Source organism: Psychromarinibacter sediminicola, assembly GCF_029168335.1.
In the GTDB taxonomy this organism is placed as follows: domain Bacteria; phylum Pseudomonadota; class Alphaproteobacteria; order Rhodobacterales; family Rhodobacteraceae; genus Psychromarinibacter; species Psychromarinibacter sediminicola.
This window is the reverse complement of record NZ_JARGYC010000017.1, coordinates 26,141-50,594: the sequence shown is the minus strand read 5'-3', so window position 1 is coordinate 50,594 and position 24,454 is coordinate 26,141. Positions and strand designations below refer to the sequence as shown.

General features: G+C 68.8%; 28 protein-coding genes. 11 read left to right on the top strand and 17 right to left on the bottom strand.

Annotation, left to right across the window (positions count from 1 at the left end; translation table 11 throughout):
• Nucleotides 1-48 precede the first annotated feature (48 nt).
• On the bottom strand, nucleotides 49-1,578 hold the full coding sequence (locus P1J78_RS08465; protein ID WP_275566906.1) for an ankyrin repeat domain-containing protein: 1,530 nt from the start codon (nucleotides 1,576-1,578) through the stop codon (nucleotides 49-51).
• A gap of 360 nt (nucleotides 1,579-1,938) precedes the next feature.
• Here P1J78_RS08465 and P1J78_RS08460 point away from each other — a divergent pair, with 360 nt between their 5' ends.
• Together P1J78_RS08460 and P1J78_RS08455 are read left to right on the top strand one after the other, a co-directional pair.
• Entirely contained in the window at nucleotides 1,939-3,687 is a 1,749-nt protein-coding gene (locus P1J78_RS08460) for a DNA polymerase III subunit gamma/tau (protein WP_275566905.1), read from the top strand.
• A gap of 115 nt (nucleotides 3,688-3,802) precedes the next feature.
• Nucleotides 3,803-4,060: a hypothetical protein gene (locus P1J78_RS08455; protein ID WP_275566904.1), complete on the top strand. Its 258-nt coding sequence runs from the start codon at nucleotides 3,803-3,805 to the stop codon at nucleotides 4,058-4,060.
• Nucleotides 4,061-4,205: 145 nt separating this feature from the next.
• Here the strand turns inward: P1J78_RS08455 and P1J78_RS08450 are convergent, their stop codons facing one another.
• On the bottom strand, nucleotides 4,206-5,477 hold the full coding sequence (locus P1J78_RS08450) for a tetratricopeptide repeat protein (RefSeq protein ID WP_275566903.1): 1,272 nt from the start codon (nucleotides 5,475-5,477) through the stop codon (nucleotides 4,206-4,208).
• A gap of 204 nt (nucleotides 5,478-5,681) precedes the next feature.
• Here P1J78_RS08450 and P1J78_RS08445 point away from each other — a divergent pair, with 204 nt between their 5' ends.
• The gene (locus P1J78_RS08445) at nucleotides 5,682-6,026 is read left to right on the top strand and encodes a YbaB/EbfC family nucleoid-associated protein (protein ID WP_275566902.1); all 345 of its coding nucleotides are present in this window, start codon (nucleotides 5,682-5,684) and stop codon (nucleotides 6,024-6,026) included.
• Nucleotides 6,027-6,236: 210 nt separating this feature from the next.
• Here the strand turns inward: P1J78_RS08445 and P1J78_RS08440 are convergent, their stop codons facing one another.
• A complete protein-coding gene (locus P1J78_RS08440) occupies nucleotides 6,237-7,607 on the bottom strand; it encodes an NAD(P)/FAD-dependent oxidoreductase (protein ID WP_275566901.1) in 1,371 nt (456 codons plus the stop codon).
• A gap of 48 nt (nucleotides 7,608-7,655) precedes the next feature.
• On the opposite strand from P1J78_RS08440, the gene recR reads away from it, so the two are divergent.
• Both recR and P1J78_RS08430 read left to right on the top strand, forming a co-directional pair.
• Nucleotides 7,656-8,252 carry a recombination mediator RecR gene (gene recR, locus P1J78_RS08435; RefSeq protein ID WP_275566900.1) on the top strand — a complete coding sequence of 199 codons (597 nt, stop codon included), beginning with the start codon at nucleotides 7,656-7,658 and terminating at the stop codon, nucleotides 8,250-8,252.
• 178 nt (nucleotides 8,253-8,430) lie between these two features.
• Nucleotides 8,431-9,906 (top strand): DUF2252 domain-containing protein, encoded by a 1,476-nt coding sequence (locus tag P1J78_RS08430; protein WP_275566899.1) that lies wholly within the window; start codon nucleotides 8,431-8,433, stop codon nucleotides 9,904-9,906.
• 50 nt (nucleotides 9,907-9,956) lie between these two features.
• On the opposite strand, the gene P1J78_RS08425 is transcribed toward P1J78_RS08430, so the two are convergent.
• Nucleotides 9,957-10,748: a DUF1013 domain-containing protein gene (locus P1J78_RS08425; protein WP_275566898.1), complete on the bottom strand. Its 792-nt coding sequence runs from the start codon at nucleotides 10,746-10,748 to the stop codon at nucleotides 9,957-9,959.
• 124 nt (nucleotides 10,749-10,872) lie between these two features.
• Here P1J78_RS08425 and P1J78_RS08420 point away from each other — a divergent pair, with 124 nt between their 5' ends.
• On the top strand, nucleotides 10,873-11,502 hold the full coding sequence (locus P1J78_RS08420; RefSeq protein WP_275566897.1) for a ribonuclease T2 family protein: 630 nt from the start codon (nucleotides 10,873-10,875) through the stop codon (nucleotides 11,500-11,502).
• 140 nt (nucleotides 11,503-11,642) lie between these two features.
• On the top strand, nucleotides 11,643-12,497 hold the full coding sequence (locus P1J78_RS08415; RefSeq protein ID WP_275566896.1) for a DUF2189 domain-containing protein: 855 nt from the start codon (nucleotides 11,643-11,645) through the stop codon (nucleotides 12,495-12,497).
• Nucleotides 12,498-12,601: 104 nt separating this feature from the next.
• On the opposite strand, the gene P1J78_RS08410 is transcribed toward P1J78_RS08415, so the two are convergent.
• Complete coding sequence (locus P1J78_RS08410) at nucleotides 12,602-13,588, bottom strand: NAD(P)H-quinone oxidoreductase (protein WP_275566895.1); 987 nt, start codon at nucleotides 13,586-13,588, stop codon at nucleotides 12,602-12,604.
• Nucleotides 13,589-13,625: 37 nt separating this feature from the next.
• Nucleotides 13,626-14,357 (bottom strand): COQ9 family protein, encoded by a 732-nt coding sequence (locus P1J78_RS08405; RefSeq protein WP_275566894.1) that lies wholly within the window; start codon nucleotides 14,355-14,357, stop codon nucleotides 13,626-13,628.
• Nucleotides 14,358-14,471: 114 nt separating this feature from the next.
• Here P1J78_RS08405 and rpsU point away from each other — a divergent pair, with 114 nt between their 5' ends.
• A complete protein-coding gene (gene rpsU / locus P1J78_RS08400) occupies nucleotides 14,472-14,678 on the top strand; it encodes a 30S ribosomal protein S21 (protein ID WP_057812606.1) in 207 nt (68 codons plus the stop codon).
• 226 nt (nucleotides 14,679-14,904) lie between these two features.
• Here rpsU and P1J78_RS08395 read toward each other — a convergent pair whose 3' ends face one another.
• A complete protein-coding gene (locus tag P1J78_RS08395) occupies nucleotides 14,905-15,633 on the bottom strand; it encodes a SpoIIAA family protein (RefSeq protein WP_275566893.1) in 729 nt (242 codons plus the stop codon).
• Between the two features lie 70 nt (nucleotides 15,634-15,703).
• Complete coding sequence (locus tag P1J78_RS08390) at nucleotides 15,704-16,165, bottom strand: Lrp/AsnC family transcriptional regulator (protein WP_275566892.1); 462 nt, start codon at nucleotides 16,163-16,165, stop codon at nucleotides 15,704-15,706.
• Between the two features lie 135 nt (nucleotides 16,166-16,300).
• Here P1J78_RS08390 and ald point away from each other — a divergent pair, with 135 nt between their 5' ends.
• Together ald and P1J78_RS08380 are read left to right on the top strand one after the other, a co-directional pair.
• The gene (ald, locus tag P1J78_RS08385; protein WP_275566891.1) at nucleotides 16,301-17,419 is read left to right on the top strand and encodes an alanine dehydrogenase; all 1,119 of its coding nucleotides are present in this window, start codon (nucleotides 16,301-16,303) and stop codon (nucleotides 17,417-17,419) included.
• 156 nt (nucleotides 17,420-17,575) lie between these two features.
• Nucleotides 17,576-18,367, top strand: a complete 792-nt coding sequence (locus tag P1J78_RS08380) for a PRC-barrel domain-containing protein (protein WP_275566890.1) — start codon at nucleotides 17,576-17,578, stop codon at nucleotides 18,365-18,367.
• Nucleotides 18,368-18,434: 67 nt separating this feature from the next.
• Here the strand turns inward: P1J78_RS08380 and P1J78_RS08375 are convergent, their stop codons facing one another.
• The 4 genes from P1J78_RS08375 to P1J78_RS08360 form a co-directional block, all read right to left on the bottom strand.
• Nucleotides 18,435-18,935, bottom strand: a complete 501-nt coding sequence (locus P1J78_RS08375; protein WP_275566889.1) for an SH3 domain-containing protein — start codon at nucleotides 18,933-18,935, stop codon at nucleotides 18,435-18,437.
• A 105-nt stretch (nucleotides 18,936-19,040) separates the two neighbouring features.
• Nucleotides 19,041-19,502 carry an SH3 domain-containing protein gene (locus tag P1J78_RS08370; protein ID WP_275566888.1) on the bottom strand — a complete coding sequence of 154 codons (462 nt, stop codon included), beginning with the start codon at nucleotides 19,500-19,502 and terminating at the stop codon, nucleotides 19,041-19,043.
• 87 nt (nucleotides 19,503-19,589) lie between these two features.
• Nucleotides 19,590-20,021 (bottom strand): large conductance mechanosensitive channel protein MscL, encoded by a 432-nt coding sequence (mscL, locus tag P1J78_RS08365; protein ID WP_275566887.1) that lies wholly within the window; start codon nucleotides 20,019-20,021, stop codon nucleotides 19,590-19,592.
• A 175-nt stretch (nucleotides 20,022-20,196) separates the two neighbouring features.
• Nucleotides 20,197-20,445, bottom strand: a complete 249-nt coding sequence (locus P1J78_RS08360) for a DUF6455 family protein (protein WP_275566886.1) — start codon at nucleotides 20,443-20,445, stop codon at nucleotides 20,197-20,199.
• Between the two features lie 149 nt (nucleotides 20,446-20,594).
• Here P1J78_RS08360 and P1J78_RS08355 point away from each other — a divergent pair, with 149 nt between their 5' ends.
• Entirely contained in the window at nucleotides 20,595-20,834 is a 240-nt protein-coding gene (locus P1J78_RS08355; protein WP_275566885.1) for a DUF8831 family protein, read from the top strand.
• Nucleotides 20,835-20,939: 105 nt separating this feature from the next.
• On the opposite strand, the gene P1J78_RS08350 is transcribed toward P1J78_RS08355, so the two are convergent.
• From P1J78_RS08350 to P1J78_RS08330, 5 genes are read right to left on the bottom strand one after another with little or no spacing between them, the layout of a single operon-like run.
• On the bottom strand, nucleotides 20,940-21,626 hold the full coding sequence (locus tag P1J78_RS08350) for a DUF1523 family protein (protein ID WP_275566884.1): 687 nt from the start codon (nucleotides 21,624-21,626) through the stop codon (nucleotides 20,940-20,942).
• Between the two features lie 11 nt (nucleotides 21,627-21,637).
• Nucleotides 21,638-21,916 (bottom strand): hypothetical protein, encoded by a 279-nt coding sequence (locus tag P1J78_RS08345; protein ID WP_275566883.1) that lies wholly within the window; start codon nucleotides 21,914-21,916, stop codon nucleotides 21,638-21,640.
• A gap of 3 nt (nucleotides 21,917-21,919) precedes the next feature.
• A complete protein-coding gene (locus P1J78_RS08340; protein ID WP_275566882.1) occupies nucleotides 21,920-23,287 on the bottom strand; it encodes a DUF6638 family protein in 1,368 nt (455 codons plus the stop codon).
• Complete coding sequence (locus tag P1J78_RS08335; RefSeq protein WP_275566881.1) at nucleotides 23,287-24,060, bottom strand: hypothetical protein; 774 nt, start codon at nucleotides 24,058-24,060, stop codon at nucleotides 23,287-23,289. The genes P1J78_RS08340 and P1J78_RS08335 overlap by 1 nt, the downstream gene beginning before the upstream one ends.
• Before the next feature lie 9 nt (nucleotides 24,061-24,069).
• The gene (locus P1J78_RS08330; protein ID WP_275566880.1) at nucleotides 24,070-24,411 is read right to left on the bottom strand and encodes a hypothetical protein; all 342 of its coding nucleotides are present in this window, start codon (nucleotides 24,409-24,411) and stop codon (nucleotides 24,070-24,072) included.
• Nucleotides 24,412-24,454 lie beyond the last annotated feature (43 nt).

Below are 24,454 nucleotides of genomic sequence, written 5' to 3'. Positions count from 1 at the left end.
TCGTTGCGCTAAGAATGGCCGGAACCGGGCGGGGAGGCAATGGCGCGGTTAGCGGTCGGCCTCGTCCACCCTGTCGGGATGCGCCTCGGCCCAGTCGGCGAGGAAACCGGCCATGTCCGGATCGCCCGCGAAGTCGATGACGCGGCGCGGCAGGGGGCGGCCGGCCTCCAGCGCCAGGCGCGCGCAGGCGACGTGGTCGCGCTCGGCCCGGGCGGGGCAGTTCTCCGAGCCGTGGACGACGGTGGACAGCAGATCGCCGCCATAGCCGTTGACGTGGTCGAGGTCGGGGCCGAGCGACAGGAAGAAGGCCATCGCGTCGGGCAGCCCCTCCCACCCGGCGACCTGCACCGGCGTCAGGTCCATCGCGTCGGGGCGGTCGGGCTCCAGCCCCAGCGCGATCAGGCGGCGGATATGTGGCAGGCGGTCGGGAAGCTGCATCAGGCTGCGCGGCAGGGTGCGGAACTCCTCGGGCAGCCTGCGCGGGTCCACGAACTGCCCCTCGGGCACGGTGTCGTCCGCCGCGGCCGCGAGCAGCGCCTCGGCCGGGGTCAGCGCGGTGTCGCCGCCGACCTCGGCGATGCGGCGCGCGGCGGCGGCGTTGCCGTAGACGCGGGCCATGGCATAGGGGGAGATGCCTTGCCAGCGTTCCGACGGGTCGGCGCCGGCCTCCAGCAGCAGGTCGATCATCGCGCCGTCGCACAGGCGCCGCGCGGCCTGCGGCAGGGCCGGGATGACGAAGGGCGCCTCGCCGGACGGCGGCAGCGCGATGCCCTCGTTCGGGTCGGCGCCGGCGGTGAGCAGCAGGCGGACCATGGCGTGGTCGTTGCTGTCGAGCGCGCGCGGCAGGGCGTTGGTGCCCTCGGGGCGCGCACCGTGGGACAGAAGCAGGCGCAGGCCCTCGGTCTGGCCGAGCTCTGTCGCGTGGTAGAGGGATTCGCCGTCGTTCGGGTCGGCGCCGTGGTCCAGCAGCCATTCGGCGAGCTGCAGGTTGTGGGCGTGGCCGAGCGCGCCGTAGAGCGCCGAGAGCGGTACGTTCGGATCGCCCTGATACGGGTAGCTGTCGTTGACGTCGGCCCCGGCGGCCAGCAGCGCCTCGGCGATCTGCATCATCGCGCTGCGGTCGCCGCCGGCGTGCAGGTGCTGCGAGAAGGCGAGGTGCAGGAGGGGGCGGCGGTTACGGATGGCGCGGGTCGCCGCCTCGGGGTCACGGGCCAGTATGCTGCGCACGTGGTCGATGTCGTAGAGCGCGCAGGCGAGGCCGAGATCGTCGCGGCCGAGATCCGGGGTCTCGGTCAGCAGCGCCTCGACGACCCAGTGCTGGCCGAAATGCAGCGCGATCTCCAGCCGTCGCACCTTCTCGTCGCGGGCCATCGCGGCCATCTCGTGGGCGAACTTGAGCCGCGGCCAGCTGGCATGGCCGTCCTCGCGGGCGATCACGTGCAGCGCGCCCGTGTGCTTCAGCTCGTCCGCGTCGGGCAGGACGGCGCGCACGCGGGCGACGGCGTCCGGGTTGCCGGCGGCAAATGCCTTGCGCAGCGCCTTGGCCGCGCGACGGAGTCTCTCGGTGGATTGGGTCATCGGTATCCCTCTCGTCGCCCGTCGGTCCGCTGGTCGGGCATGAGTTCAACCGAAATGTGGTCGGTCTGTCGTGCGAGGTGCTGCTACAGCTTTCCGCGGACCCGGATGCCGCCTCTGATCGGCAGGGGCAGAGTAGCCCTCGGGGGCGCCCGCGTCCATAGCTTCACACCGGACCCGGGGCGCAAGGCGCTTCGAAGCGCCTTGGCGCAAGCGCCTTTCAAGGCGCTTGCACGCGGTTGCGCAACCGCGTGGCCAAGGCCGTTCGAACGGCCTTGCGCGCCGCCCTGCCCCGACATCCGGCTTGGGGCCGACCGGCGGATGCTCTACTCTCCGCCCATGCCCGATTCCGCCGATCCCGCGATGACCGAAGACAAAGCCGCCTACCAGGTGCTGGCCCGCAAGTACCGGCCCGAGACCTTCGCCGATCTCGTCGGCCAGGACGCGATGGTGCGCACCCTGAAGAACGCCTTCAAGGCCGACCGCATCGCGCAGGCCTTCATCCTCACCGGCATCCGCGGCACCGGCAAGACGACCACGGCGCGGATCATCGCCAAGGGCCTGAACTGCATCGGCGCCGACGGCGCGGGCGGGCCGACGACGGAGCCCTGCGGGCGGTGCGAGCATTGCCTGGCGATTTCGCAGGGCCGGCACGTGGACGTCTACGAGATGGACGCGGCGTCGAATACCGGCGTCAACGACGTGCGCGAGATCATCGACAGCGTGCATTACCGGGCGGCCAGCGCGCGCTACAAGATCTACATCATAGACGAGGTCCACATGCTGTCGACCAGCGCGTTCAACGCGCTGCTGAAGACGCTGGAGGAACCGCCGGCCCATGTGAAGTTCATCTTCGCCACGACCGAGATCCGCAAGGTGCCCGTCACCGTCCTGTCGCGCTGCCAGCGGTTCGACCTGCGGCGGATCGAGCCGGAGGTGATGATCGCGCTGCTGCGCCGGATCGCGGATGCCGAGGGCGGCGAGATCACCGACGAGGCGCTGGCGCTGATCACCCGCGCCGCCGAGGGCTCGGCGCGCGACGCGGAATCGCTGCTGGACCAGGCGCTGAGCCATGGCGCGGGCGAGACCACGGCCGAACAGGTGCGCGCCATGCTGGGGCTCGCCGACCGGGGCCGGGTGATGGACCTGTTCGACATGATCATGTCGGGCGACGCGGCCGGCGCGCTGACCGAGCTGGCAGGGCAATATGCCGACGGGGCGGACCCGCTGGCGGTGCTGCGCGACCTGGCCGAGATCACCCACTGGCTGAGCGTCATCAAGATCACCCCCGAGGCCGCCGACGACCCGACCATCGGCCCGGACGAGCGCGCCCGCGGCCTGGCGATGTCCGAGCAGCTGCCGATGCGGGCGCTGACGCGGATGTGGCAGATGCTGCTGAAGGCGCTGGACGAGGTGGCGCAGGCGCCGAACGCGATGATGGCCGCCGAGATGGCGGTGATCCGGCTGACCCATGTCGCCGACCTGCCGCCGCCCGAGGACCTGATCCGCAAGCTGCAGGACACGCCGCCGCCCGCCGCGCCGGCGCCGCCGGCCGGCCCGGGCGGCGGGGCGAGCCCCGGCGCCTCGGCGGTGTCCTGCCATGCCGCGCGGATGCGCTCGGGCGGCACCGCCTCGGGCGCGGCGACGGCGCAGGCGCTGGATGCGTCGCAGGCGCTGGCCCGGTTCGCGCGGTTCGACCAGGTGGTCGAGCTGATCCGCGCCAACCGCGACGTGAAGCTGCTGGTCGAGGTGGAGACGACCCTGCGCCTGGCCCGCTATCAGCCCGGCCGGATCGAGTTCGTGCCGACGGAGGACGCGCCCGCCGACCTTGCCGCGCGCCTGGCCGGCCGTCTGCAGGGCTGGACCGGCGTGCGCTGGGCCGTGACCGTCGTCAACGAGGGCGGCGGCGCGACGATCGCCGAAGAGCGCGACGCCGACCGGCTGAAGCTGGAGGACCAGGCGCGCCAGCACCCATTGGTCCGGGCGGTGTTCGATGCCTTTCCCAGCGCGAAGATCACCGAGATCCGCACCCCCGAGGAGGTCGCCGCCGAGGCCGAGGCAGAGGCGCTGCCCGAGGTCGAGGACGAGTGGGATCCGTTCGAGGAGGACTGAGCGGCGCGGCCGCGGGGCGGAGAAACTCCTTTACGGCGTCCACGCCCCCGCAATAGGCTTCCCCGTGCCATTTCCGGCACCGAAGACCCATTTCAACGAATCCTTGGAGGAAGTCATGAGATCAGTCATTCCCATCGTCGCGTTCGGCCTGCTCGCCCTGTCCGCCGGCATCGCCAATGCGGGCTGCGATCCGCCCTGCGACGACGGCGAGATCTGCCGCTACGAAGCCGCCGGCGACAAGCACTACTGCGCGCCGCCGCCGAAGAGCGGTCTGGTCCCGGGCAAGGGCACCGGAACCGGCATCGTCCGCGAGCCCGGCGGGGTCGGCAACGGCAACGCCCCGGCGCTCACCAAGACGGCGCCCGGCAACTGATCCCGACCCGCGCGGGTCCGTGCGGACTCGTGCGGGCGGCACCCCGGTCCGACCAGGGCGTGTCGCGTTCAAGCGACACGCCCTAACTTGTTGTTTTCGCATGTCCGGGGAGCACAAAACCGGATCCCACTATATGCGACATGCTTCAGATCGAGATCACGCCCATGTTGTAGGTCTCGATATCGACGCTGACCGGCCCGCCGCCCGTGCTTTCGGCCTCGACATGGACCGGCGGGTGGCCCAGCCCGCTGGCGACGTTGCCGGCGGTCGAGCCGTTGACCAGCGACCAGCGCACGCCGCCGCCTACATTGTCATAGCTGAACCCGTTCTCGGGCGAGTAATGCCCGTCGGCCGTCACGTAGCCGGTGACCGGCCCGACGCTGGCCCCGGCCTCGACGCGGGCGTCGACATTGCCCTCGCCGTCGACGAGGACATGCACGCAGAAGCCCGGCACGCAGGCCGAGAAGCCGGAATTCAGGCCCGGGATCAGGATGCCGTAATCCGGCAGGTCCTCGGAACAGTCGTAGGCGGTGGGATAGGGCTTGCCCTCCAGGCAGGCCGCCTGGGCGTTGGTGTTCTCGATCTCGCAGGTGACCGACTGGATGCCGCCGATGATGCTTTTGGGGCAGATCTCCTGGCAGCGGAAGTTGACGTTGCAGACGCGGGCCAGCGCGTCGGAATAGGCGCCGCCCGAGGGCAGCGCGGCGCGGGCGCTGAGATAGGGAATGCCGTTGGGCTCCAGCGCGCGGGCGCGGGCGAGCGCCTCGGCGGCGCCGGCGCTGTCGCCGGCGGCCTCCAGCGCGCGGGCCAGGTTGGACCAGTAAAGCGGCTCGTCCGGCGCCAGCTCGGTGGCCCGGCGCGCCGCCTCCGCGGCCTCCGCGGCCCGGCCGAGCACCAGCGCGATCCGGCCCAGGTTGTTCCAGCCCGCCGCGCCCTGCGGGTCGAGCGCGGTGGCCGCCCGCGCCGCATCGTGGGCCGCCAGCAGCAGGCTGTCGGGCAGCGCGCCGTCCGCGTCGGCATGAACTTCGGCCAGCATCGCGGCCACGTTGTTCAGCGAGGCGACGTCGGTCGGGTCCGCCACCGCGTCGGTGCCGAAGAACCACGCCGCCTTGTCCCAGTGCCGGCGCATGTACATCAGGTGGCCGATCGTGGCGGCGGTCACGCCGGGGGGCAGGCCGTCCAGGTAGGTTCGGAACGCGGCGACCTCGCCCTCGGGAAAGGTGGCGCCAAGGGTCTCCAGCGCCGCCGTCAGGCTGGCGTCGCCGTCCGGCGCGGTCGGCTCGGCGGGGACCGGGGGCGGCGTGTCCGTCGTCTCGGGCGCCACGACGTCGACCCCGGCCTGCCCCGACTTCTGCGCCGGGGCCGGCCCGGCTGCCATCCCGATGACCAGCACGATCCCTACGAACACTTCCCGCATCGCTCTTCTCCCATGCAGAGCCGGCCCACCGCCAGCCACGGCATCCTAGCACGAATCGCGGGCCGCGGCGCGCTGTGTTCGCCCCGGCCCGGGTTGCCGCCCGGCCGGTCGCCCGTCGCCGCCGCGCGTGTCGGGTTTCGTCCCTTGTTTCCGCCCGGCGCCGCCCGTATCTGTCCGGGGACACCCGGATTGAGGAGCGATGCGATGTTCAAGGGACTGGGCAACTTCGGCGACATGGCCGGCATGATGAAGAAGGCCAAGGAAATGCAGTCGAAGATGGCCGAGATGCAGGAGAGCCTGGACGCGATCGCCGTCACCGGCGAATCCGGCGCCGGGCTGGTGAAGGCCACGGCGACCGCCAAGGGCGATCTGACCGGGCTGGACATCGACCCGTCGATCTTCAAGCCCGACGAGAAAGAGGTGGTCGAGGACCTGATCCTTGCCGCCATCAAGGACGCCCAGGCCAAGGCGTCCGAGCGCAGCCAGGAAGAGATGCGCAAGATCACCGAGGAAATGGGGCTGCCGGCGGATATGAAGCTGCCGTTCTGACCGGCGGCGTCACCGTGCGGGCAAGGCGTCTTGCCGCCTGAAGGGCGGTCGCTCCCGGAAACAGGACGCCGCGAAATCGGTGCCGCGCCAGGCGTCAGCAGCACGGCGACAGCGCGGGATCGCAAAAGGCACAGATCACCCGAAGCTCGCAGGACGACCAGCTACGGCATAGGGCTGAACAGGGGATCAACGGACGGGTATCGGCCGCCCCTAACGCCCCGTCAGCCTATAGCCCAGCGCCGCCAGCCGCGACGGCCCGCCGCCCCGCGCCTCGTGCCGGTCGGCCGCGTCCAGCAGCCGGTACATCCCGGTGATCCCCAGCCAGCGCAGCGGCTCCGGCTCCCACCGCCGCACCCGGCGGTTCACCCAGGGCAGGCCGGTCAGCTCGGTCTCCTGCCCGCGCGCCAGGTCGGCCAGCGTGCGGCCGGCGAGGTTCGACGTGCTGACGCCCACGCCGACATAGCCGCCGGCCCAGCCGATCCCGGTGTCGCGGTCGAAGCCCACCGTCGCGCACCAGTCGCGCGGCACCCCCAGGACGCCGCACCAGGCATGGTCGATCCGCGCCTCCGCCGCGGCCGGGAAGTGCCGGCGCAGGATGCGCATCAGCCGTGCCACCGTATCACCGCCGGGCCGGCCGTTGTCGTCGAGCCCGGAGCCGTAGCGATAGGGCATCCCGCGCCCGCCCACGGCGATCCGTCCCTCGCGGGTGCGCTGGCAGTAGCAGTAGACGTGGCTGAAATCGCCGACGATCTCGTGGCCGTGCCAGCCGATGCGGTCCCAGACGGCGTCCGGCAGCGGCTCGGTCACGATCTGGGCGGAGTTGAGCGGCAGCCAGTCGCGCTCCGACCCCGGCAGCGTGGCGGTAAACCCTTCCGTGGCGCGCAGGATCACCGGCGCGGTGACGCGGCCGCGGTCGGTGTCCACCCGTCCGGGCGCGATGGAGGTCACGGCCGTGCCTTCCACGATCCGCACGCCCAGCCGCTCCGCCGCCGCGGCCAGCCCGCGCACCAGCTTGGCCGGCTGTACCCGCGCGACGCCGCCCACCACCATCGCGCCGCGCGTGCCGGGCACGTCGACGCGCGCCCGCGCCTCTTCCGCGCCGATGGTGCGCACGCGCCCCTCCTCGCCCCAGCGGATGCGCGTCTCGGCCTCGTCCTCCAGCCGCCGCTGCTGGGCGTCGTTCACGGCATAGACCAGCTCGTCGGTGCGCAGGATGTCGGCGTCGATGCCCTCGGCTTCGGCCACGCGGATCACCTCGTCCACGGTGCCATTCATCGCCCGCACCATGGCGCGCACGCCCGCCTCCCCGGCAGCGGCACGGTAACGGTCGTGGGTCCAGGCGAAACCGCCGGTCAGCCAGCCGCCGTTGCGGCCGGAGGCGCCGAAGCCGGCGAAGTCCTTCTCCACCACCAGCACGTCCAGCGACTGATCGGCCTGCTTCAGGTAATAGGCCGTCCACAGCCCGGTATAGCCCGCGCCCACGATGCAGATATCGGCCCGCGTGTCGCCCTGCATCGGCGCCCGCCGCGCGGGCACACCGCCGATGTCGGCATACCAGAATGACACATCGCCCTGACGCATCGCAGATCGCTCCTGTCGCTCGCTGTCATCCCGGTCTACCGTGCGGCCATGTCCGACGCACCCGCCGAAATCGAAACCCTGATCGAGATGATGGCCAAGCTGCCCGGCCTCGGCCCCCGCTCGGCCCGCCGCGCCGTGCTGCACCTGATCTCGAAGCGCGGCTTCTTGATGCAGCCCCTGGCCGAGGCGATGCAGGCGGTGGCGCAGACTGCGCGGGAATGCCTGAACTGCGGCAACATCTCGACCGCCGAGATCTGCCCGATCTGCGCCGCCGAGAAGCGGGCGACCGGCGAGCTCTGCGTGGTGGAGGACGTGGCCGATCTCTGGGCGATGGAGCGGGCGGGCGTGTTCAAGGGCCGCTACCACGTGCTGGGCGGCACGCTGTCGGCGCTGGATGCCGTCGGCCCGGACGAGCTGCGCATCCCCAAGCTGGTGGATCGGGTGGCGGCGGAGGGGATCACCGAAGTGATCCTGGCGCTGAACGCCACGATCGACGGGCAGACCACGGCGCATTACATCGCCGACCAGCTGGAGGGGCGCGTGAACGTCACCTCGCTGGCGCAGGGCGTGCCGATCGGGGGCGAGCTGGACTATCTCGACGACGGCACGATCACCGCCGCGCTGAAGGCCCGCAAGAGCCTGTAAGCCCGCGGGCAGCACGATCTTCTAGAAGATCGTGCGCATCAGGATTTTCTGGAAAATCCTGCAAAGTCAAAATCTTCTAGAAGATTTTGACGACGGGCGCCTGGCGCGCTAGGGCCGCCCCGGAACGCGGCGACAAGCCGCGCGTTGGGCCTGTCGAACCACACACGGAGCGGAGGCGATGGCCAAGACCGGCGGCACCGGGAAAAAGGCGGACCGGAAGACGAGTACCGAATCCCGAAAGACCGAGACGCGGACGGCGGACGGAGAAACGCAGACGACCCGCATCGAACCTGTCCGCAAGGCGGAGGGCAAGGTCGACGCCTTCCGCGAGCTGTCCGAGGATGTCGCGCGCGGCGCGCTGGCCACCCCGCCGATGCTGCTGACCGGCGAAAGTCGCCGGCACCACGTGCGCGCCACCCTGCGCGAGGACCACGCCGCGCGCATCGAGGATCGCGAACCCGACGCGCGAAAGAAGTTCGACATCCTGGCGGGCGACCTGTTCAAGTTCTTCCGCGGCACCGCGCTTCTGTTCTATCGCGACCTGGCCGGGCACGACGCGGGGATGCCCACGGTGATGGCGCTGGGCGACGTGCACCCGACGAATTTCGGCGTCATGCCGGACCGCAACGGCGCGCCCATCTTCGGCGTCAACGATTTCGACGAGGCGATCTATGCGCCCTTCACCTGGGACATCAAGCGCGGCGTCACCGGCTTCTGGATTGCCGCGAAGAGCGAAGGAGATCTGTCGCGCAAGAAGCGGCACAAGATCGTGCGGAGGTTCGTGGAGGGCTACCTCGACGCCATCGAACGCTATGCCGAGCGTCCGACCGAGCGCAACGAGAGCATCCGCTATCACAATGCCCCCAAGGTCGTCCGCCGCCTGTTCGACGAGGCTTGGACCGAACGCTCCGGCTGGCTTCACGAGGATTACCTGAACGAAAACCGCACCGGCTTTCGCCCCACCGACGAGCTGCAGCCGGTCTCGACCGAGATCGAGACCTTCCAGGCGGCGATCGACCAGCTGGCCGCCTCGGAGGGGTTCGAGCATCCGCCACGGGCCGGCGCGCTGAAGGTCAAGGACGTCTGCATCCGTCATGGGCAGGGCACCGCCTCGCTCGGCCTGCCGCGCTATTACGTGCTGATCGAGGGGCCGACGCAGGACGGCTCGGACGACCTGATCATCGAGTTCAAGCGCGCCCGCCGCTCGGCGCTGGCCGGGCTGACGCCGCCCAGCACCTTCGACGCGGGCGACAAGGCCGACCGGATCGCGCATGCGCAGCAGGTGCAGCTCGCCCATGGCGACATCTTCTACGGGGCGGTCGAGATCTGGGGCGACAGCTACATGTCGCGCGAACGCGCCCCGTTCCGCGAGGACATCGACCTGGGCGATCTCAGCAACTCGACCTGGAAGAGCTATGCGCGGGTCTGCGGCGCGGCGCTGGCGCAGAGCCACGCGCTGTCGGACGATCTTGGCCAGCTCGACTATGACATCGAGCCGTCGATCGCCGCCGCGGCCAGCCCGCGCGCGCTGTTCGTCGCGGACATGCAGCGCTTTGCCGAGGAAGCCGCCGACCGGCTTATCTCGGACCACGCGCTGTTCCGCGAGGACCACGAGCTGGACGCCTTTACCAGCATCGACATGTTCTACCGCTAAGAAAAAACCCCGGCCGCCGGGCCGGGGTCTTTTTTCGCGCGGGGGCGGCGTTACCGCTTCTCGTCGTCCTCGTCGTCGTCGTCGTCGACGTCCGGCTGGTCGTCGTCGGACGGCAGGTTGAAGAAGCTGTCGGCGTCCGGCAGATCCTCTTCGCGCTCGTCCGCGTCCGCCTCGCCCCGCGGATCCTCGGTCAGCGAGAAGCTCTCCAGCCCCGAAATCGCCGTCGGCATCTTCGGCTCCGGCTCCATCTCCAGGCTCTGCTCGGTCGAGACCAGGCGCCGGCGCTCGTCGTCGGACATCACCTCGCCCTCGGCGTCGCGCTTCTTGGCGGCCTTCTGCACGGCGGCGTCCAGCTCGGTCTGCTTGCACAGGCCCAGCGCGACCGGGTCGATCGGCTGCATGTTCGAGATGTTCCAGTGCGTGCGCTCGCGGATCGACTGGATCGTCGGCTTGGTGGTGCCCACCAGCTTCGAGATCTGGCCGTCGGTCAGCTCGGGGTGGAACTTCACCAGCCACAGGATCGCGTTCGGCCGGTCCTGACGCTTGGACAGCGGGGTATAGCGCGGGCCGCGCCGCTTCTCCTCGCCGACGGCGGCGGGGTTGTGCTTCAGCTTCAGCGTATAGAGCGGGTCCTTCTCGGCCTTGTCGATCTCGTCCTGCGTCAACTGATTGTTGGCGATCGGATCGAACCCCTTCACGCCGGCGGCCACGTCCCCGTCGGCGATCCCCTGCACTTCCAGCTCGTGCAGACCGCAGAAATCGGCGATCTGCTTGAAGCTGAGCGTGGTGTTGTCCACCAGCCAGACCGCGGTGGCCTTCGCCATGATCGGTTTTGCCTGCATCACACGTCTCCTTCGACAATATCTCTCTTCGCCGGGAAAACGGCTGGTCCGGCTGGACCCGATCCTCGTTTTCGGGGAAGTTCGGGCAGCATATAGCGATTTCCGAACCGAAGGGAAAGCCCCGATGCGCTGGCTCGCCGCGCTGTTACTGACCGCCTCGCTGGCCCGCGCCGAGAGCGAGGCACCGGGCGATTTCGACTATTACGTGCTGTCGCTGTCCTGGTCGCCCACCTGGTGCGCGCTGGAGGGCGAGGCGCGCGGCAGCCCGCAATGCGACGACGCGCGCGACCTGGGGTGGATCCTGCACGGGCTCTGGCCGCAATACGACACCGGCTGGCCGAGCTACTGCCCGACCCCAGAGCGCAACCCGTCGCGCGCCGACACCGCCGCGATGGCCGACATCATGGGCACCTCCGGCCTCGCGTGGCACCAGTGGCAGAAGCACGGCCGCTGCTCCGGCCTGTCGGCCGACGCCTATTTCGCCCTGTCGCGCGAGGCCTACGGGCGCGTGGCGCGGCCCGACCTGTTCCGCAAGCTGGATCGGCCGGTGCGCACCCCTGCCGCGGTTATCGAGGCGGCGTTCCTGAAGGCCAACCCCGAGCTCACACCCGACATGCTCACCGTCACCTGCAAATCCGGCCGCATCCAGGAGGTGCGGCTGTGCCTCACCCGCGACCTCGTGCCGCGCGACTGCGGCGCGGACGTGGTGCGCGACTGCACGATGCGCGACGCCCTGCTCGACCCCATCGACTGACCGCACGCGCCCCTCGCGGCATTGTGCCTCGCCAGACGGCGCATTCGTGCTACTCTATTGACAGCGTTGGCCGATGTTCCGGCCGACCCGTAGACCGGAACCTCGGCCCAGCGGTGGGACACGCAACTGGGAGCAAGGCCATGGTCAAGACAATCGGAAACCCCCTGTCCTGGGTGGTGCAGACCGTCGGCGGCGCCGCCGAACACGTCACCCATTCCGTCGAAACGATCGGCAGCGACGATCCGCGCACGATCGAGGTTCAGGACCTCGACACCGAGGATCTGCGCGACGCGCTGCGCAAGGGCGTGGCGGATTTCAGCGCCGCGCGCGCCGACGTGATGTTCGTCGTGCTGCTCTATCCGGTGATCGGGGTGGTGCTGGCGGCCTTCGGGCTGAACGCCGACATGCTGCCGCTGATCTTCCCGCTGGCCGCCGGCTTCGCCCTGCTGGGGCCGCTGGCCGCCGTCGGGCTCTACGAGATCAGCCGGCGCCGCGAACGGGGCGAAGCGCCCAGCTGGGGCGCGGCGCTGAGCGTGGTGCGAAGCCCGAACTTCGGCGCGATCGTGGTTCTGGGTCTCTACCTGCTGGTGCTGTTCTTTTGCTGGATGCTGGCCGCGGGCGGCATCTACCGGCTGACGCTCGGGCCGGAGTCGCCGGCCTCGGTCGCGGCCTTCGTCAGCGACGTGTTCACGACGCCCGCGGGCTGGACGATGATCGTTGTCGGGGTTCTCGTCGGCTTCCTCTTCGCGCTCGCCGCCCTGGCGATCAGCGTGGTCAGCTTCCCGCTGCTGCTGGACCGCAAGGTCGGCGTGCCGGTGGCCATCGCGACTTCGGTCGAGGTGTTCCGCCGGAACCCGCGCGTGGTCCTGACCTGGGGCGCCATCGTCGCCGCGGCGCTGATCCTGGGCTCGATCCCGGCCTTCATCGGGCTGATCCTGGCGCTGCCGATCCTCGGTCACAGCACCTGGCACCTGTACCGCAAGGCCGTCGCCTGACAGACGCGCACGGCCCCCGACCCAGGACGCGGCAGCCCCCTCCCCCTGACAGGGGGTGGGTTGGGGAGGGGGCATTGGGGCCTCCCCAACCGGCCCAAACGCCGCTACGGCGCCACTTCCAGCACGATCTTCCCGATATGCTCCGAGCTTTCCAGCCGCGCATGCGCCTCCGCCGCCTTGTCCAGCGGGAAGATCGAATCCATCACCGGCGCCACCTGCCCCGCCTCCAGCATCGGCCAGACCCACTCGCGCAGGCCCTCGGCGATCTCTGCCTTGGCCTGCTCGCTCTGCGGGCGCAGGGTCGAGCCGGTCAGCGTCAGGCGCCGGACCATCACCTGTGCGAAGTTCAGCTCCGCCTTCGCGCCCGACAGGAAGGCGATCATCACCAGCCGCCCGTCATCGGCCAGCGCCTTGACGTTGCGCGGGATATAGTCGCCGCCGACCATGTCCAGGATCAGGTCGGCCCCGCCCTCGGCCCGCACCACCTCGACGAAGTCCTCGTCGCGGTAGTTGATCGCCCGCTCGGCGCCAAGCTCGGTGCAGACGCGGCACTTCTCCGCGCTGCCGGCCGTCGCGAAGACCCGCGCGCCGGCCTGCTTGGCCAGCTGGATCGCCGTCGTCCCGATACCGGAGGAGCCGCCATGCACCAAAAACCGCTCGCCGCCCCGCAGCCCGCCGCGCATGAACACGTTCGTCCAGACGGTGAAGTAGGTCTCGGGCAGGCAGGCGGCCTCCTTCAGGCCCAGCGGCCGCGGCACCGGCAGCGCATGGCGGGCCGAGGTCACCGCGTATTCGGCATAGCCGCCGCCCGGAAGCAGGGCGCAGACCTCATCGCCGACGGCCCACTCCGTCACGCCGGGGCCGACATCGGCCACGACGCCCGACGCTTCCAGCCCCGGCAGGTCCGAGGCGTCCGGCGGCGGCGCGTAGTTGCCCGCCCGCTGCAGCGCATCCGGCCGGTTCACCCCGGCATAGGCCACGCGGATCAGGATCTGCCCCGCGCCCGGCTCCGGCACCGGCCGCGTCGCGGCGCGCAGCACCTCCGGCCCGCCCGGTTCGCTGATCTCCACGGCGGTCATCGTCTTGGTCATGTCCCCTCCCCGTCCCGTTTCGGTGTGGCGTTGCGGTTTATGGGCCCCAGCGCCCCGGCATGTCGACCCGGTCGCGCGCCGGCGCCCGGATCCGCGACAACAGCCGGTTCGGCCCGGCCATGACCCGGCTCAGCACCGGGTTGTCCCGAACCCGCGCCTTCACCGTCTCGATCCGCATCACGTCCTCGATCCGGCGGTCGAGAAAGGCCCAGGTGTCCGCGAAGCCGTCCGAATCGTCGCCCAGCCAGAACAGGACGGTGGCCCCGTAGACCCCGCTCAGCGTGGCCCGCTTGGTGTACCAATTGATGTCGTCCGACGGGTCGCCCAGCGCGGTCCAGATCGCGTCGGCCGTCTCCCAGATCAGCCGCGCGCCCTCGGGGGCGTTCTGCGGCAGCGAGAAGAAGGCGCTGCCGCGGCGCACCGCCTCGCGGTCCTCGATCGCCTCGATCCGGGCGCGCACGGCAAAGGCGATGCGGTCGCGGAACCGCAAATCGCCCAGCTCCGCCGCCGCGATCCGCCGCAGCATTTCGGCGTCGCCCGCCTTGTGGAAGGCAACGGCAAGGTCCAGCGCGCCGCGCGGACAGGCCGCGCGCGCCTCCTCCGGGTGAAGCCCCGCATCCTCTGAGGCGGCGCGGAACGTGGTCTCGGACCAGCCGTCGAAGGCGACATGGGGCATCGCGGCCCGCAACAGCCGGCTGCGGGGATCCGGGTCTGTCTCGGCGCCGGCCTGTTCGGCGTCCGGGCCGGCGGCCCGCTCGGTCGTCTGCATCGGAAACCTCCGGTGTTTTCGCGGACTTGGAGTGGACAATCTAGCCGCGCTTTGCTATACGGCCACTTCCTGCAGTCTTATGCAACTCCAACTTAGAAAGGTGGTGACAACCACATGCAGGTCAGCGTTCGCGACAACAATGTCGATCAGGCGCTTCGTGCCCTGAAAAAGAAGCTGCAGCGTGAGGGCGTGTTCCGCGAAATGAAGCTTCGGCAACATTTCGAGAAACCGTCCGAGAAGCGCGCCCGCGAGAAGGCCGAGGCCATTCGCCGCGCCCGCAAGCTCGCACGCAAGAAGGCCCAGCGCGAAGGTCTCCTCTGAGAACCTTGGCCACACGGCCGGCGGGGCGACCCGCCACTCCGACGACCCCCGCGGCCTGGCCCGGGGGTTTGTCTTTTCCGGGCCCCCCGCATCGCACCGCCCAGTGATCGCCCTGCCCGCTGCCCGGCCGCACCGCACGGACGCCGCGCAGCTGCTTCATCTTGGCAAAAATACTCCGAGCCATTGACCCGGGCGACACCGGCAGCGGGGCAGAGCCTCCGGCCCCCTATCCCTCCAGGATCCAGTCCTTCGCCGCCGCATAGTCCTCCGCCGCGAAATAGCGCGCCTCGCGGCCCAGAATCCGCCGCCCGACCGCCGCGGCCATCTTCTGCCAGCCGGCATCGCCGACGATGGCCGCGCGCTCCAGCGCCGGGGCATGGTCGCGCACCAGCCGGAAATGCTCGGCCAGCCCGCCCAGCCCCTGCCAGCCGTCGAAATCGCGGATATCCAGCAGCAGGCGGAACCGGTCGCTTTCGCGGATGAAGGCGTTCAGATCGGCGATCTCGGCGGCATAGGCGGCACTGTCCAACCGGCCCAGAAGCTGCACCTGCAGCACGCCGTCCGCCAGCTTCGTCTGGTGGATCGCGCCCAACGATTCGCTCAGCCAGCGCGCCGCCGCATCCTCCTCGCCCGCATCGAACAGCTTTACCGGGCAGGGCATCACCACCGACAGCGCCCGCACCGCATAGCCCATGCCCGTCGAGCCGGTGACCACCGCGATCCGGTCGAACCCGCGCCAGTGCTTCAGCCCCATCCGCGCGTCGTCCCACAGCGCGCCCAGCGTGAACTCGGACGGCCCCGCCTCGATGGTCGCCAGCAGCTTGACGCCGTCGCCCGTCTCGACCGCCGCGTCGATGGCCGGCATCAGCACGTCGCGGTAATCCGCCTCGGTCACCGGCGGCGCGATCCGCAGCGAGATCGTGTCGTCGCGGCCGGTCGGTCTCAGTTCGATCATCGCATGTCCCTCCTGTGTCGCGCCCCGTCTATTCCCGCCCCGGGCCGCGCGCATTGATCTGCGGCAAGGTTCAGACCGGCAGCGCCGTGGTATGGAACACGGTTCGCAGCGAGAACGACGAATGCATCTGCGCCACGCCCGGCAGCCGGGCAAGGTAGCGCCGGTGGATGCGCGCGAAATCGTCGGTGTCGCGGGCCGAGATTTTCAGCAGGTAATCCGCCGTCCCCGCCATCAGGTGACATTCCAGCAGGTCGGGGATCAACGCCACCTCGCGTTCGAAGGCGTCCAGCGCCTCCTCGGTCTGGCCGGCCAGCGTGATCTCGACGAACACCGTCGCCGGCCGGTCCAGCTTGCGCGCGTCCAGCAGCGCCACGTAATGCGCGATCACCCCTTCGGCCTCCAGCCGCTGCACCCGGCGGTGGCAGGCCGAGGGCGACAGGTTCACCCGTTCGCTGAGATCCGCGTTCGACATCCGCCCGCGCTTCTGCAGGGCGGTCAGGATGCGCGCGTCGGTGTCGTCGATCTCGACCATTCGTGAAGATTTCTCCCGCCAAACCCGGTTTTCGTCGAACATCCTAGCGCGATCTCCCGCAATATGCACCGGTCTTTTCAAAGCATTTGCACAGATCCTGGGCCAGTCTGCCAACATCAGGGAAGGGAGGTGTCCATGAAGATCGGTTGCCCGACAGAGATCAAGGCACAGGAATACCGCGTCGGCCTGACGCCCAACGCCGCCCGCGAGGCGGTCGAACACGGCCATCAGGTCGTGGTACAGTCCGGCGCCGGCACCGGTTCGGGCTTTCCCGATTCCGACTATGCCGAGGCCGGCGCCACGCTTCTGGACACGGCCGAGGAGGTCTTCGCCCAGGCCGACCTGATCGTGAAGGTGAAGGAGCCGCAGGCCCCCGAACGCGCCATGCTGCGCGCCGGGCAGATCCTCTTCACCTATCTCCACCTCGCCCCCGACCCCGAGCAGACGCGCGACCTGATGGCCTCGGGCGCGACCTGCATCGCCTACGAGACGGTCACCGACCGGCAGGGCGGGCTGCCGCTCCTGGCGCCGATGTCCGAGGTGGCGGGCAAGCTGGCGCCGCAGATGGGCGCCTGGACCCTGCAGAAGGCCAATGGCGGGCGCGGCGTATTGCTGGGCGGGGTGCCCGGCGTGCGCCCGGCGCAGGTCGTCGTGATCGGCGGCGGCGTGGTCGGCACGCACGCGGCGCGGGTCGCCGCCGGGATGGGCGCGGATGTGACGGTGCTCGACCGTTCGCTGCCCCGCCTGCGCTATCTCGACGACACGTTCCGCGGGCTGTTCGGCACCCGCTACGCCTCCGCCGGCGCGAATGCCGAGCTGGTGGCGGCGGCCGACATGGTGGTCGGCGCCGTGCTGATCCCCGGCGCGGCGGCGCCGAAACTCGTCACCCGCGCGCAGCTGTCCGACATGAAGCCCGGTGCGGCCGTGGTCGACGTCGCCATCGACCAGGGCGGCTGTTTCGAGACCTCGCGTGCCACGACGCACGAGGATCCGATCTACGAGGTCGACGGCATCATGCATTACTGCGTCGCCAACATGCCCGGCGCGGTGGCCCGTACCTCGACCATCGCGCTCGGCAACGCGACGATGCCGTTCCTGATGGCGCTGGCCGACAAGGGCTGGCGGCAGGCGATGGAGGACGACCCGCACCTGCTGGACGGGCTGAACGTCCATGCGGGGCACCTGACGAGCTATCCGGTCGGCCGCGCGCTGGAGATCGACGTGCTGTCGCCGAACCTCGCACTGAAGCAATAGCAAGGAGCGCCCGCACGGGCGCGACGCGCGGCACCCGGGCTGCGCGTCGCCCGGGAACACCTGCGCCCGTTCCGCGTTGACATGGCGAGAGGCAGCCGGGGGAGGCGCACTCCTCCGGCCCCGCCTGCAAACGCAGAGCAGAGAACGGAGGCACAAATGACCCGCCTGACGATTTCCGCGATCGCCCTTGCCGCCGCCGGCGCCGCGCCGGCCCTGGCGCAGGACACCGATGCCACGGCGCAGGACGCCATCGACGCGGGCAAGATCAACCTCAACACCTGGACCTATAGCGACATCTATTCCGGCGACGGCTGGAGCATCGAGGAGATGTTCGGAGAGCCGGTCTACGGCGAAACCGGCGACGAGATCGGCGATGTCGAGGACTTCGTGCTGAACGCCGACGGCGAGATCGTCGCGATGATCGCCGAAGTCGGCGGCTTCTGGGACATTGCCGACACCCATGTCGGCGTACCGCTGCAGCAGGTCGACATGTCCGGCGCCCGGATCACGATTCCGGTGACCGAGCAGACCGTCAACGACTACGACCTGTTCGAGTATTCCGGCCTGCCCGGCACCGAGCTCGGCCAGGGCGTGACCACCGGGCTGGACGACGTGCCGCTCACGACCGACGCCTGGCGCGCCTCGGACCTGATCGGCGACTACGTGCGCATTCAGGATGACAGCGGCGGATCCTGGCTCAATTACGGCTATGTCAGCGACCTGATCATCTCCGACGGCAGCATTTCCGCCACCATCGTCGGCACCGCCGGCAGCTACGGGCCGGGCACCTATGCCTACCCGTATTACAGCCCGCGCACCTACGGTGCGATCGACGGCACGCCGGCCGGCGGCTGGGCGCCCGGCAATCCGACCTACGACCTTCCCTACCTGGAAGGCGATGTCGCCGAACTGCCGGAGTTCGACTACGAGCGGATGAACAACAGCTGATCCGTCCGCACCACGCCGCGCCCGCCGCCGGGCGCGGCGAAGCGAGCCGGGCGCGACGGCCCGGGCCTCAGCGCGTCAGATAGGCGTGCCAGGCCCAGCCGGTCGCGCCCGATTCATGCTCGACCTTCACCCACGGGCCGGATTCGGCCACGACGGCGACCCAGTCGCCCCGCACCATGCCGCGCAGGGCGGGATAGCCGATGCCCGGCCCGGCGCGCAGGGTCAGCGGCCCGACCTCCGGCCAGACGACGGAGGTATAGGGTGCGACCTCGGTCGCGACGGGGGCCGCAGGCGCCGCCGACACGGCCGGCGCCGCATAGGCCCCCGGCGCGCCCAGCTTCGCCGTCCGCACCCAGCCCTGCGCGCCGCCCGGCAGGCGCACGAGGGTCCATCCGATGGCGCCCGACAGCGTCTCGACCCGCGTTCCGCCGCCGGCCGATCCGACCGTTTCGTAATGCGCGTCCGGCCCGGCCCAGAGCGCCGCCGGCCCCGTCAGCACCGCCTCGCCCGAAACGCCCGCCGTCGCGGCCACGCCGAACGCGACCGCCAATCCCAGTGTCCGAAACATGAAAGCCCCCGCGAATTCACCAACAATCCGCATAAGGATACCACGCCGCCGCGTCCGCCAAAGACGCGGCGCGGCAACACATCGTTTCCATGTCGTGATCAGCGGCTACTTCACCAGATAGCTCGAATAGGCCCAGCCCTGCTGCCCGTATTCGGTCTGCACGCGGACCCATTTGCCGGACCATTCCAGGATCCGCACCTCGGTTCCGTTGTACATCGGCGTGATGATGGCAAAGCGCGTGCCCGGCCCCGTGCGCAGGTTCAGGAAGCCGTCGTTCGGCGAATACACCCGGTACAGGTTCGGGGTCGGATCGTAGCGCACCATGTACTTGCGATAGGCCCAGCCCTCGTAGCCCGATTCGTGGCGCACCCGCAGCCAGTTGCCCGACCGTTCCAGCGTTTCCAGAAGCGAGCTGTGCGGCATCTGCATGATGATCTGATAGCCGTTCCCCGGCCCGGTGCGCAGGTTCAGGAACCCGTCGTTCGGCGAATTCACCATCATCGTCTCGGCCTGTGCGGCCAGGGCAAAGAACACAACGGCCACCGCCGTCGTCAGTCGGGCAAGCATCGGGACACCTCCGGAATCAATTCACGCAATGGCAAGAGCTTAGCACAGGTGGGCGCGAAATCCGAAAGATGCGGCACCCGCCGTCGATCACCCTTTCTTCAGCGCATCGCGGATCTCCAGCAGCACGTCCAGCTGCGTCGGCCCCGCCGGCGCCGCCTCGGCCGGCTCGTCAGGCTTGCGCACCGCCATGTCCTTGACCCGGTTCACGTAGCGCACCAGCAGGAAGACCACGAAGGCGATGATCAGGAAGTTGATCACCGCCATGATGAACGACCCGTAGGCGAACACCGCCGCCCCCGCCTCGCGCGCGGCCGCCAGCGAGGGGTAGTCGCCCGCGCCCCGCAGCACGACGAAATTGTCGGTGAAATCCACCCCGCCCAGGAAGAGCCCGACGATGGGGTTGATCAGATCGTCCACCATCGACTTCACGATCGCGGTGAAGGCCGCGCCGATGATGATCCCCACGGCCATGTCCATGACATTGCCCTTGGCGATGAACGCCTTGAATTCGCTCAGCATTGACTGTCCTCTCGTGACGCCCGGCGCAATGACGACGACGCGCCGGCGGCTCTATCTTAACGACACTCGAAACAGCCTGGCGATTGGTAATTTCGGAAATAGCGCCGCCCCCGGGCCGGTCGGCCTCGGGGGCGGCGTGCGTGCCGGCGCCGGCCGGGCGGTCCGCCCTGCGCGCCTAGCCGGCCAGCACTTCCAGCTGCTCGCCGTTCAGGCAGTATCCCGGCGCCCTCCGGGCCCCTGCCCCGTGCTCCAGCAGCCAGAGGATGCAGTCGTCGGACTTCGTACAGGCGCGGCAGGTCTCCACCATCGCCTCCAGTCGCGCGCGGCCCAGCTGTCCCTCTATGCCGGCCGGCGACGTGCCCAATGTCCGGGACATCCCCTGCATCAGACAGGCCGTCCTCGCCTCTTCCATCCGATTGCCCATGGCTTTGGCTCCCCTCGACCTGTCCGATGCGCCGGACCCAAACAGATTCGCGACCCGCTGACTTTGATCCGGATCAATCCGCGCCCCCGCACCGCCGCCCGCGCGGGAATCGGTTTCGCCCGGTCCGGTTGCGGTCTAGGCTCCGCCGCATGTTCACCATCGAGCACGACTTCGACGCCACCGTCATCACCCTCGTCGACGAGGGCAGCCCGCATCTGAAGGAAGATGTGATCATCAACGGCTTCGACGACTGCGTGACGGTCGAGCAGCTGGACCCGCATACCGACCGGCTGCAGCGGATCACGCTGTCCTTCGCCCAGCTGCGCGACCTGTCGGCGGCGCTGAACCTGCCCGAAGGCGTCTACCGGCTGCGGCCCGTGAAGAAATAACCGGCGGGTCCGCCCCCGCCGGGGGCCGGTCTCGACCGCCACCCTGCGCCGACCGGCGACGCGGGACGGTCAGCCCTTATTGCGTATTTGAAACGAGAAGAAGCATCATCGCCGCGGCGAGCGGCGCCAGCTGTCAATCCACCTGCGCAGCCGCCCGCGGGTGTCGTCGAACCGCTGGTCCGCGCTCTCCCACGCCTCGCCGGCGCTGTCGACCACCGGGTCGATGGAGCGTTCGCGGAACTGTCGCCACATCGCCCGCAGGAACAGCCAGGCGACACCGAGAAAGACGAAGAAGAAGATGTTGAACCACGGGATCGGGTAGTAGTCGGGCGAGTCGACCTGCCGGATCGCGACCGCGTTGGGGAAGACGGACAGCAGCTCCATCCGCCAGCCGTAATGCGTCATCACGGCCCATTTCGGGTTCTCGGCGGTCGAGCGCAGGTCGTCCGCCTCGGTCTGCAGGCTCGCGGTGTCGAACTTGAAGTAGAACGGCCAGGACCAGCCGGTATCCTCGTTGCGATAGACCATCACGCCGGTGGACTCGCGCGGGACGAAGCCGAACAGCCAGGTCTTGCGGCGCACCGTCTGGATGAACTGCACGTCGCGGTTCACCAGCTCGGCCGACTGGTCGTCGGGCTGGGCCCAGAAGATCCGGGTCCAGTCGTTCAGGTCCTGCCGCTCCTGATAGGTGTTCACCACCCGCACCACGTCATGCTGCGGCAGCGTGTAGTGCAGCACGCCGAACAGCAGCACGAAGACGACGATGCGGAAGAACCACTTGACATAAACCATCGGCGGCGACCTCAGCTCCAGTTGATGACGATCATCACCGCGACGATCAGCACCACGGGAATGACATAGACGAGAAGGATCAGCTTCGGACGGATCGAGGCGTGATAGTCCTTCATGCCGTCCTCCACATATGTCTCCTTCGCCTGCGGGTCACCCCCTTCCGGATTGTCGGCGTCCCACTGGTCCTCCAGCCGCTCGCGCCGGACCGAGCGGGAATACAGCCAGACCAGCACGTAGATCACCGTCAGAATGACGAAGCCGAAGATGATCAGCTTGACCAGACCCAACATCGCCTATCTCCGCACCGCACCCCAGGGGCCGACCCGCGCCACCAGATCGTCGCGCCGGCGCGACGGGCGCGCGGGCTCGGGCGGGGGCGCGGGCTCTTCCATGCCCGGCTCGTGCCCGAACAGTGCCGCGCGGGTGCCGGCCTTGTCCACCTGATATTCGGCCGCAAGGAACTCGGCCACGAACTCGCGCTTCTGCTCGCCCCAGCCGCGGTAGAGCGTGTAGAACAGCTCCTTGTGGCAGATGAACAGCTGCCGCACGTCCAGCGGCGTCAGCTCGGCCAGAAGCTGGTTCACCAGATCGCGCCGCGGCCCGGCCGCCGCCCGCAATGTGTAGAAATAGGCCGGGTGGTCGCTGGCGATCCGCGGCCAGGGGCCGCCGCCTTCCGCCCAGCGCAGCAGCGCGGCCAGCCCGTGATACGCCTCGGGCAGGTCGCTGCCGATCCGGCGGGCCAGCATCCTCAGGTCGCGCCGCGTGGCGCCGGTCAGGTCGTGGCCCTGCTCGGCCGCCGCGTCCACCAGGATGAAATCCATCTTCTGGCGCAGGATCGCCGCCGCGTCGATGCCGCGCGCCTTCACGATCGGCTCGGCAAGGTCGTTCAGCTCCAGGAACTTGGCGATCCGGTTCGGCTGATCCATCCCCAGCAGGAACTTGACCGGCAGCTCGCCCAGCGCGGCCTTGTCCCCCGCCGCGATCGCCGCCGGATGCTCCACCCCGCGAAAGATGTAGAGCCCGCCGAAATGCGCCGTCCAGTAATCCGGCACCTTCATCTCGAAGCTGCCCAGGTCCACCGGGTTGCGCGTAACGTCGCCGGTCTGCTTGGCCAGCCCGATCATCTCGGCGATCAGCACGTCGTCCCACCAGGCGTCGTCGTCGTCGCGGAAATGCTCGATCTTCTCCTGCAGCGCGCGCGCGTTCTTCACGTCGCCGCCGGTGGTGTCCGCCTCGACCACGATCCGGTGAATGTCGAACAGCCGCTCGGGGCTCGACAGGTCCAGCACCGAGTTCATCAGCTCGCCCGCCACCGCGTCCCGCGTGACCAGCGCGAAGAGCTTGGTCTCGTTCTGTTCGATGAAGTCCCGAAGCGCCCGGCGCGAGAACGAGAATTTGGCGTTCAAGAGCGGCGCGGTCTTCTGCTCCGTCGTCAGCAGGATGAACTGCCGGTTGCAGCCGTTGGGGTTCAGGTACAGCGGATCGCCCAGCTCCTCGCCGATCTCGGGGCTGTAGCCGGAGATGTCCACGTGGAAGTCGTTGAGCCCGGTCGTGTTGCCCGTCAGGTGCTTAAGCGCCCGGTTGTACCGGTCCACCAGCGCGGGCGAGGACACCTCGACGAGGTTCCCGAACATCAGACCCTTGGAGATGAGGCGTTTCATTAGGGCTCTTTCTTCAGGAAAACGGGCGTAGTGTGTTCAGAATGATGCCCAACGTACTCAAGCGGCACCCAATACACTTTCTTTTTAAACTTCCTATCTTTGAATGCCTCGAACAAAAGCTGATCCGCAAAATCAGCGTGCACCTCATCAACCCAGCGACTCGCCTTCAAACACCAATCGAGCCACTCTTCAAAAAGCTTTTGCCGCTGCTCCGAAGGTTCAATGGCAGCCCATTTTCGACTCAGCCTAGCATGAAACATGACAGCTTCGCCCAATGGAAAGAAGCTGTTTCCACCCATCTCTCCAACGTAGAAATCACAGTCCATGTTTTTGGGGACATTAGGAAGATTCTTTTTTGCAGCAGAAAACGAATAGTGATTTGATGCTTCGTGACGTACTATCCGCGCCACTTGATAGCCCTCACCTGACTTGAGCTCAGAAAACGATTCCACTGCCCTTGATGAAAGCGCAAGCAGCTTTGAGTCAGACGTGGTCGGCTTCCTCCCACCAAACTCAACAAATTCAGCAACTTCAAATAACTTTGAGCTCCATGAACGCAGAATTACAAGCTTCTGGATACTTGCCGCACTATCTACAGGCTTCACATCACAGGGTTCATGTGGTTGCGTAAGGTAAATTCGGCGAAGCGCGTTTAACTCGCTTGCTGCGTAGCTAATTACCGAAAGCGCAGCCAGGTGTTCCTCGGGAATTCTTCGTAGCTTTTCCCAAGTCAATCCGTAACTGAGCAAGTGCACTAGCGCCTTCTCATCCATGTGCCTTAACTACTTCCTCCCCTCCCGCGCCTTATCCGGCCCCTTCCGCTTCTCCACCCGCTGCGCCAGGCCCAGCCACACCAAAAACAGCACCGGCAGCCACGCCACCGCCGCCGTTCCCGACAGTTGCACGAAGAACCACCCCGTCGCCAGCGGCGCCTGGCCGAAGGCCGGACCCACGCCGACCCCCTCGGCTGCGTAGACCACCGCGAACACGACCCCGCCGCACAGCAACAACAGCCCCGCCGCGCCCCAGATCGCCACCGCGACCTCCCAGTGCTTGCGCGTCCCCCGCGGCACCAGCAAGAGCGGCAGGATCACCGCCAGCGCGGCCAGCACGATCAGCGGCACCCCGGTGTTCAGAAAGGATATCGGTTCGGGTCGGATGACGGAC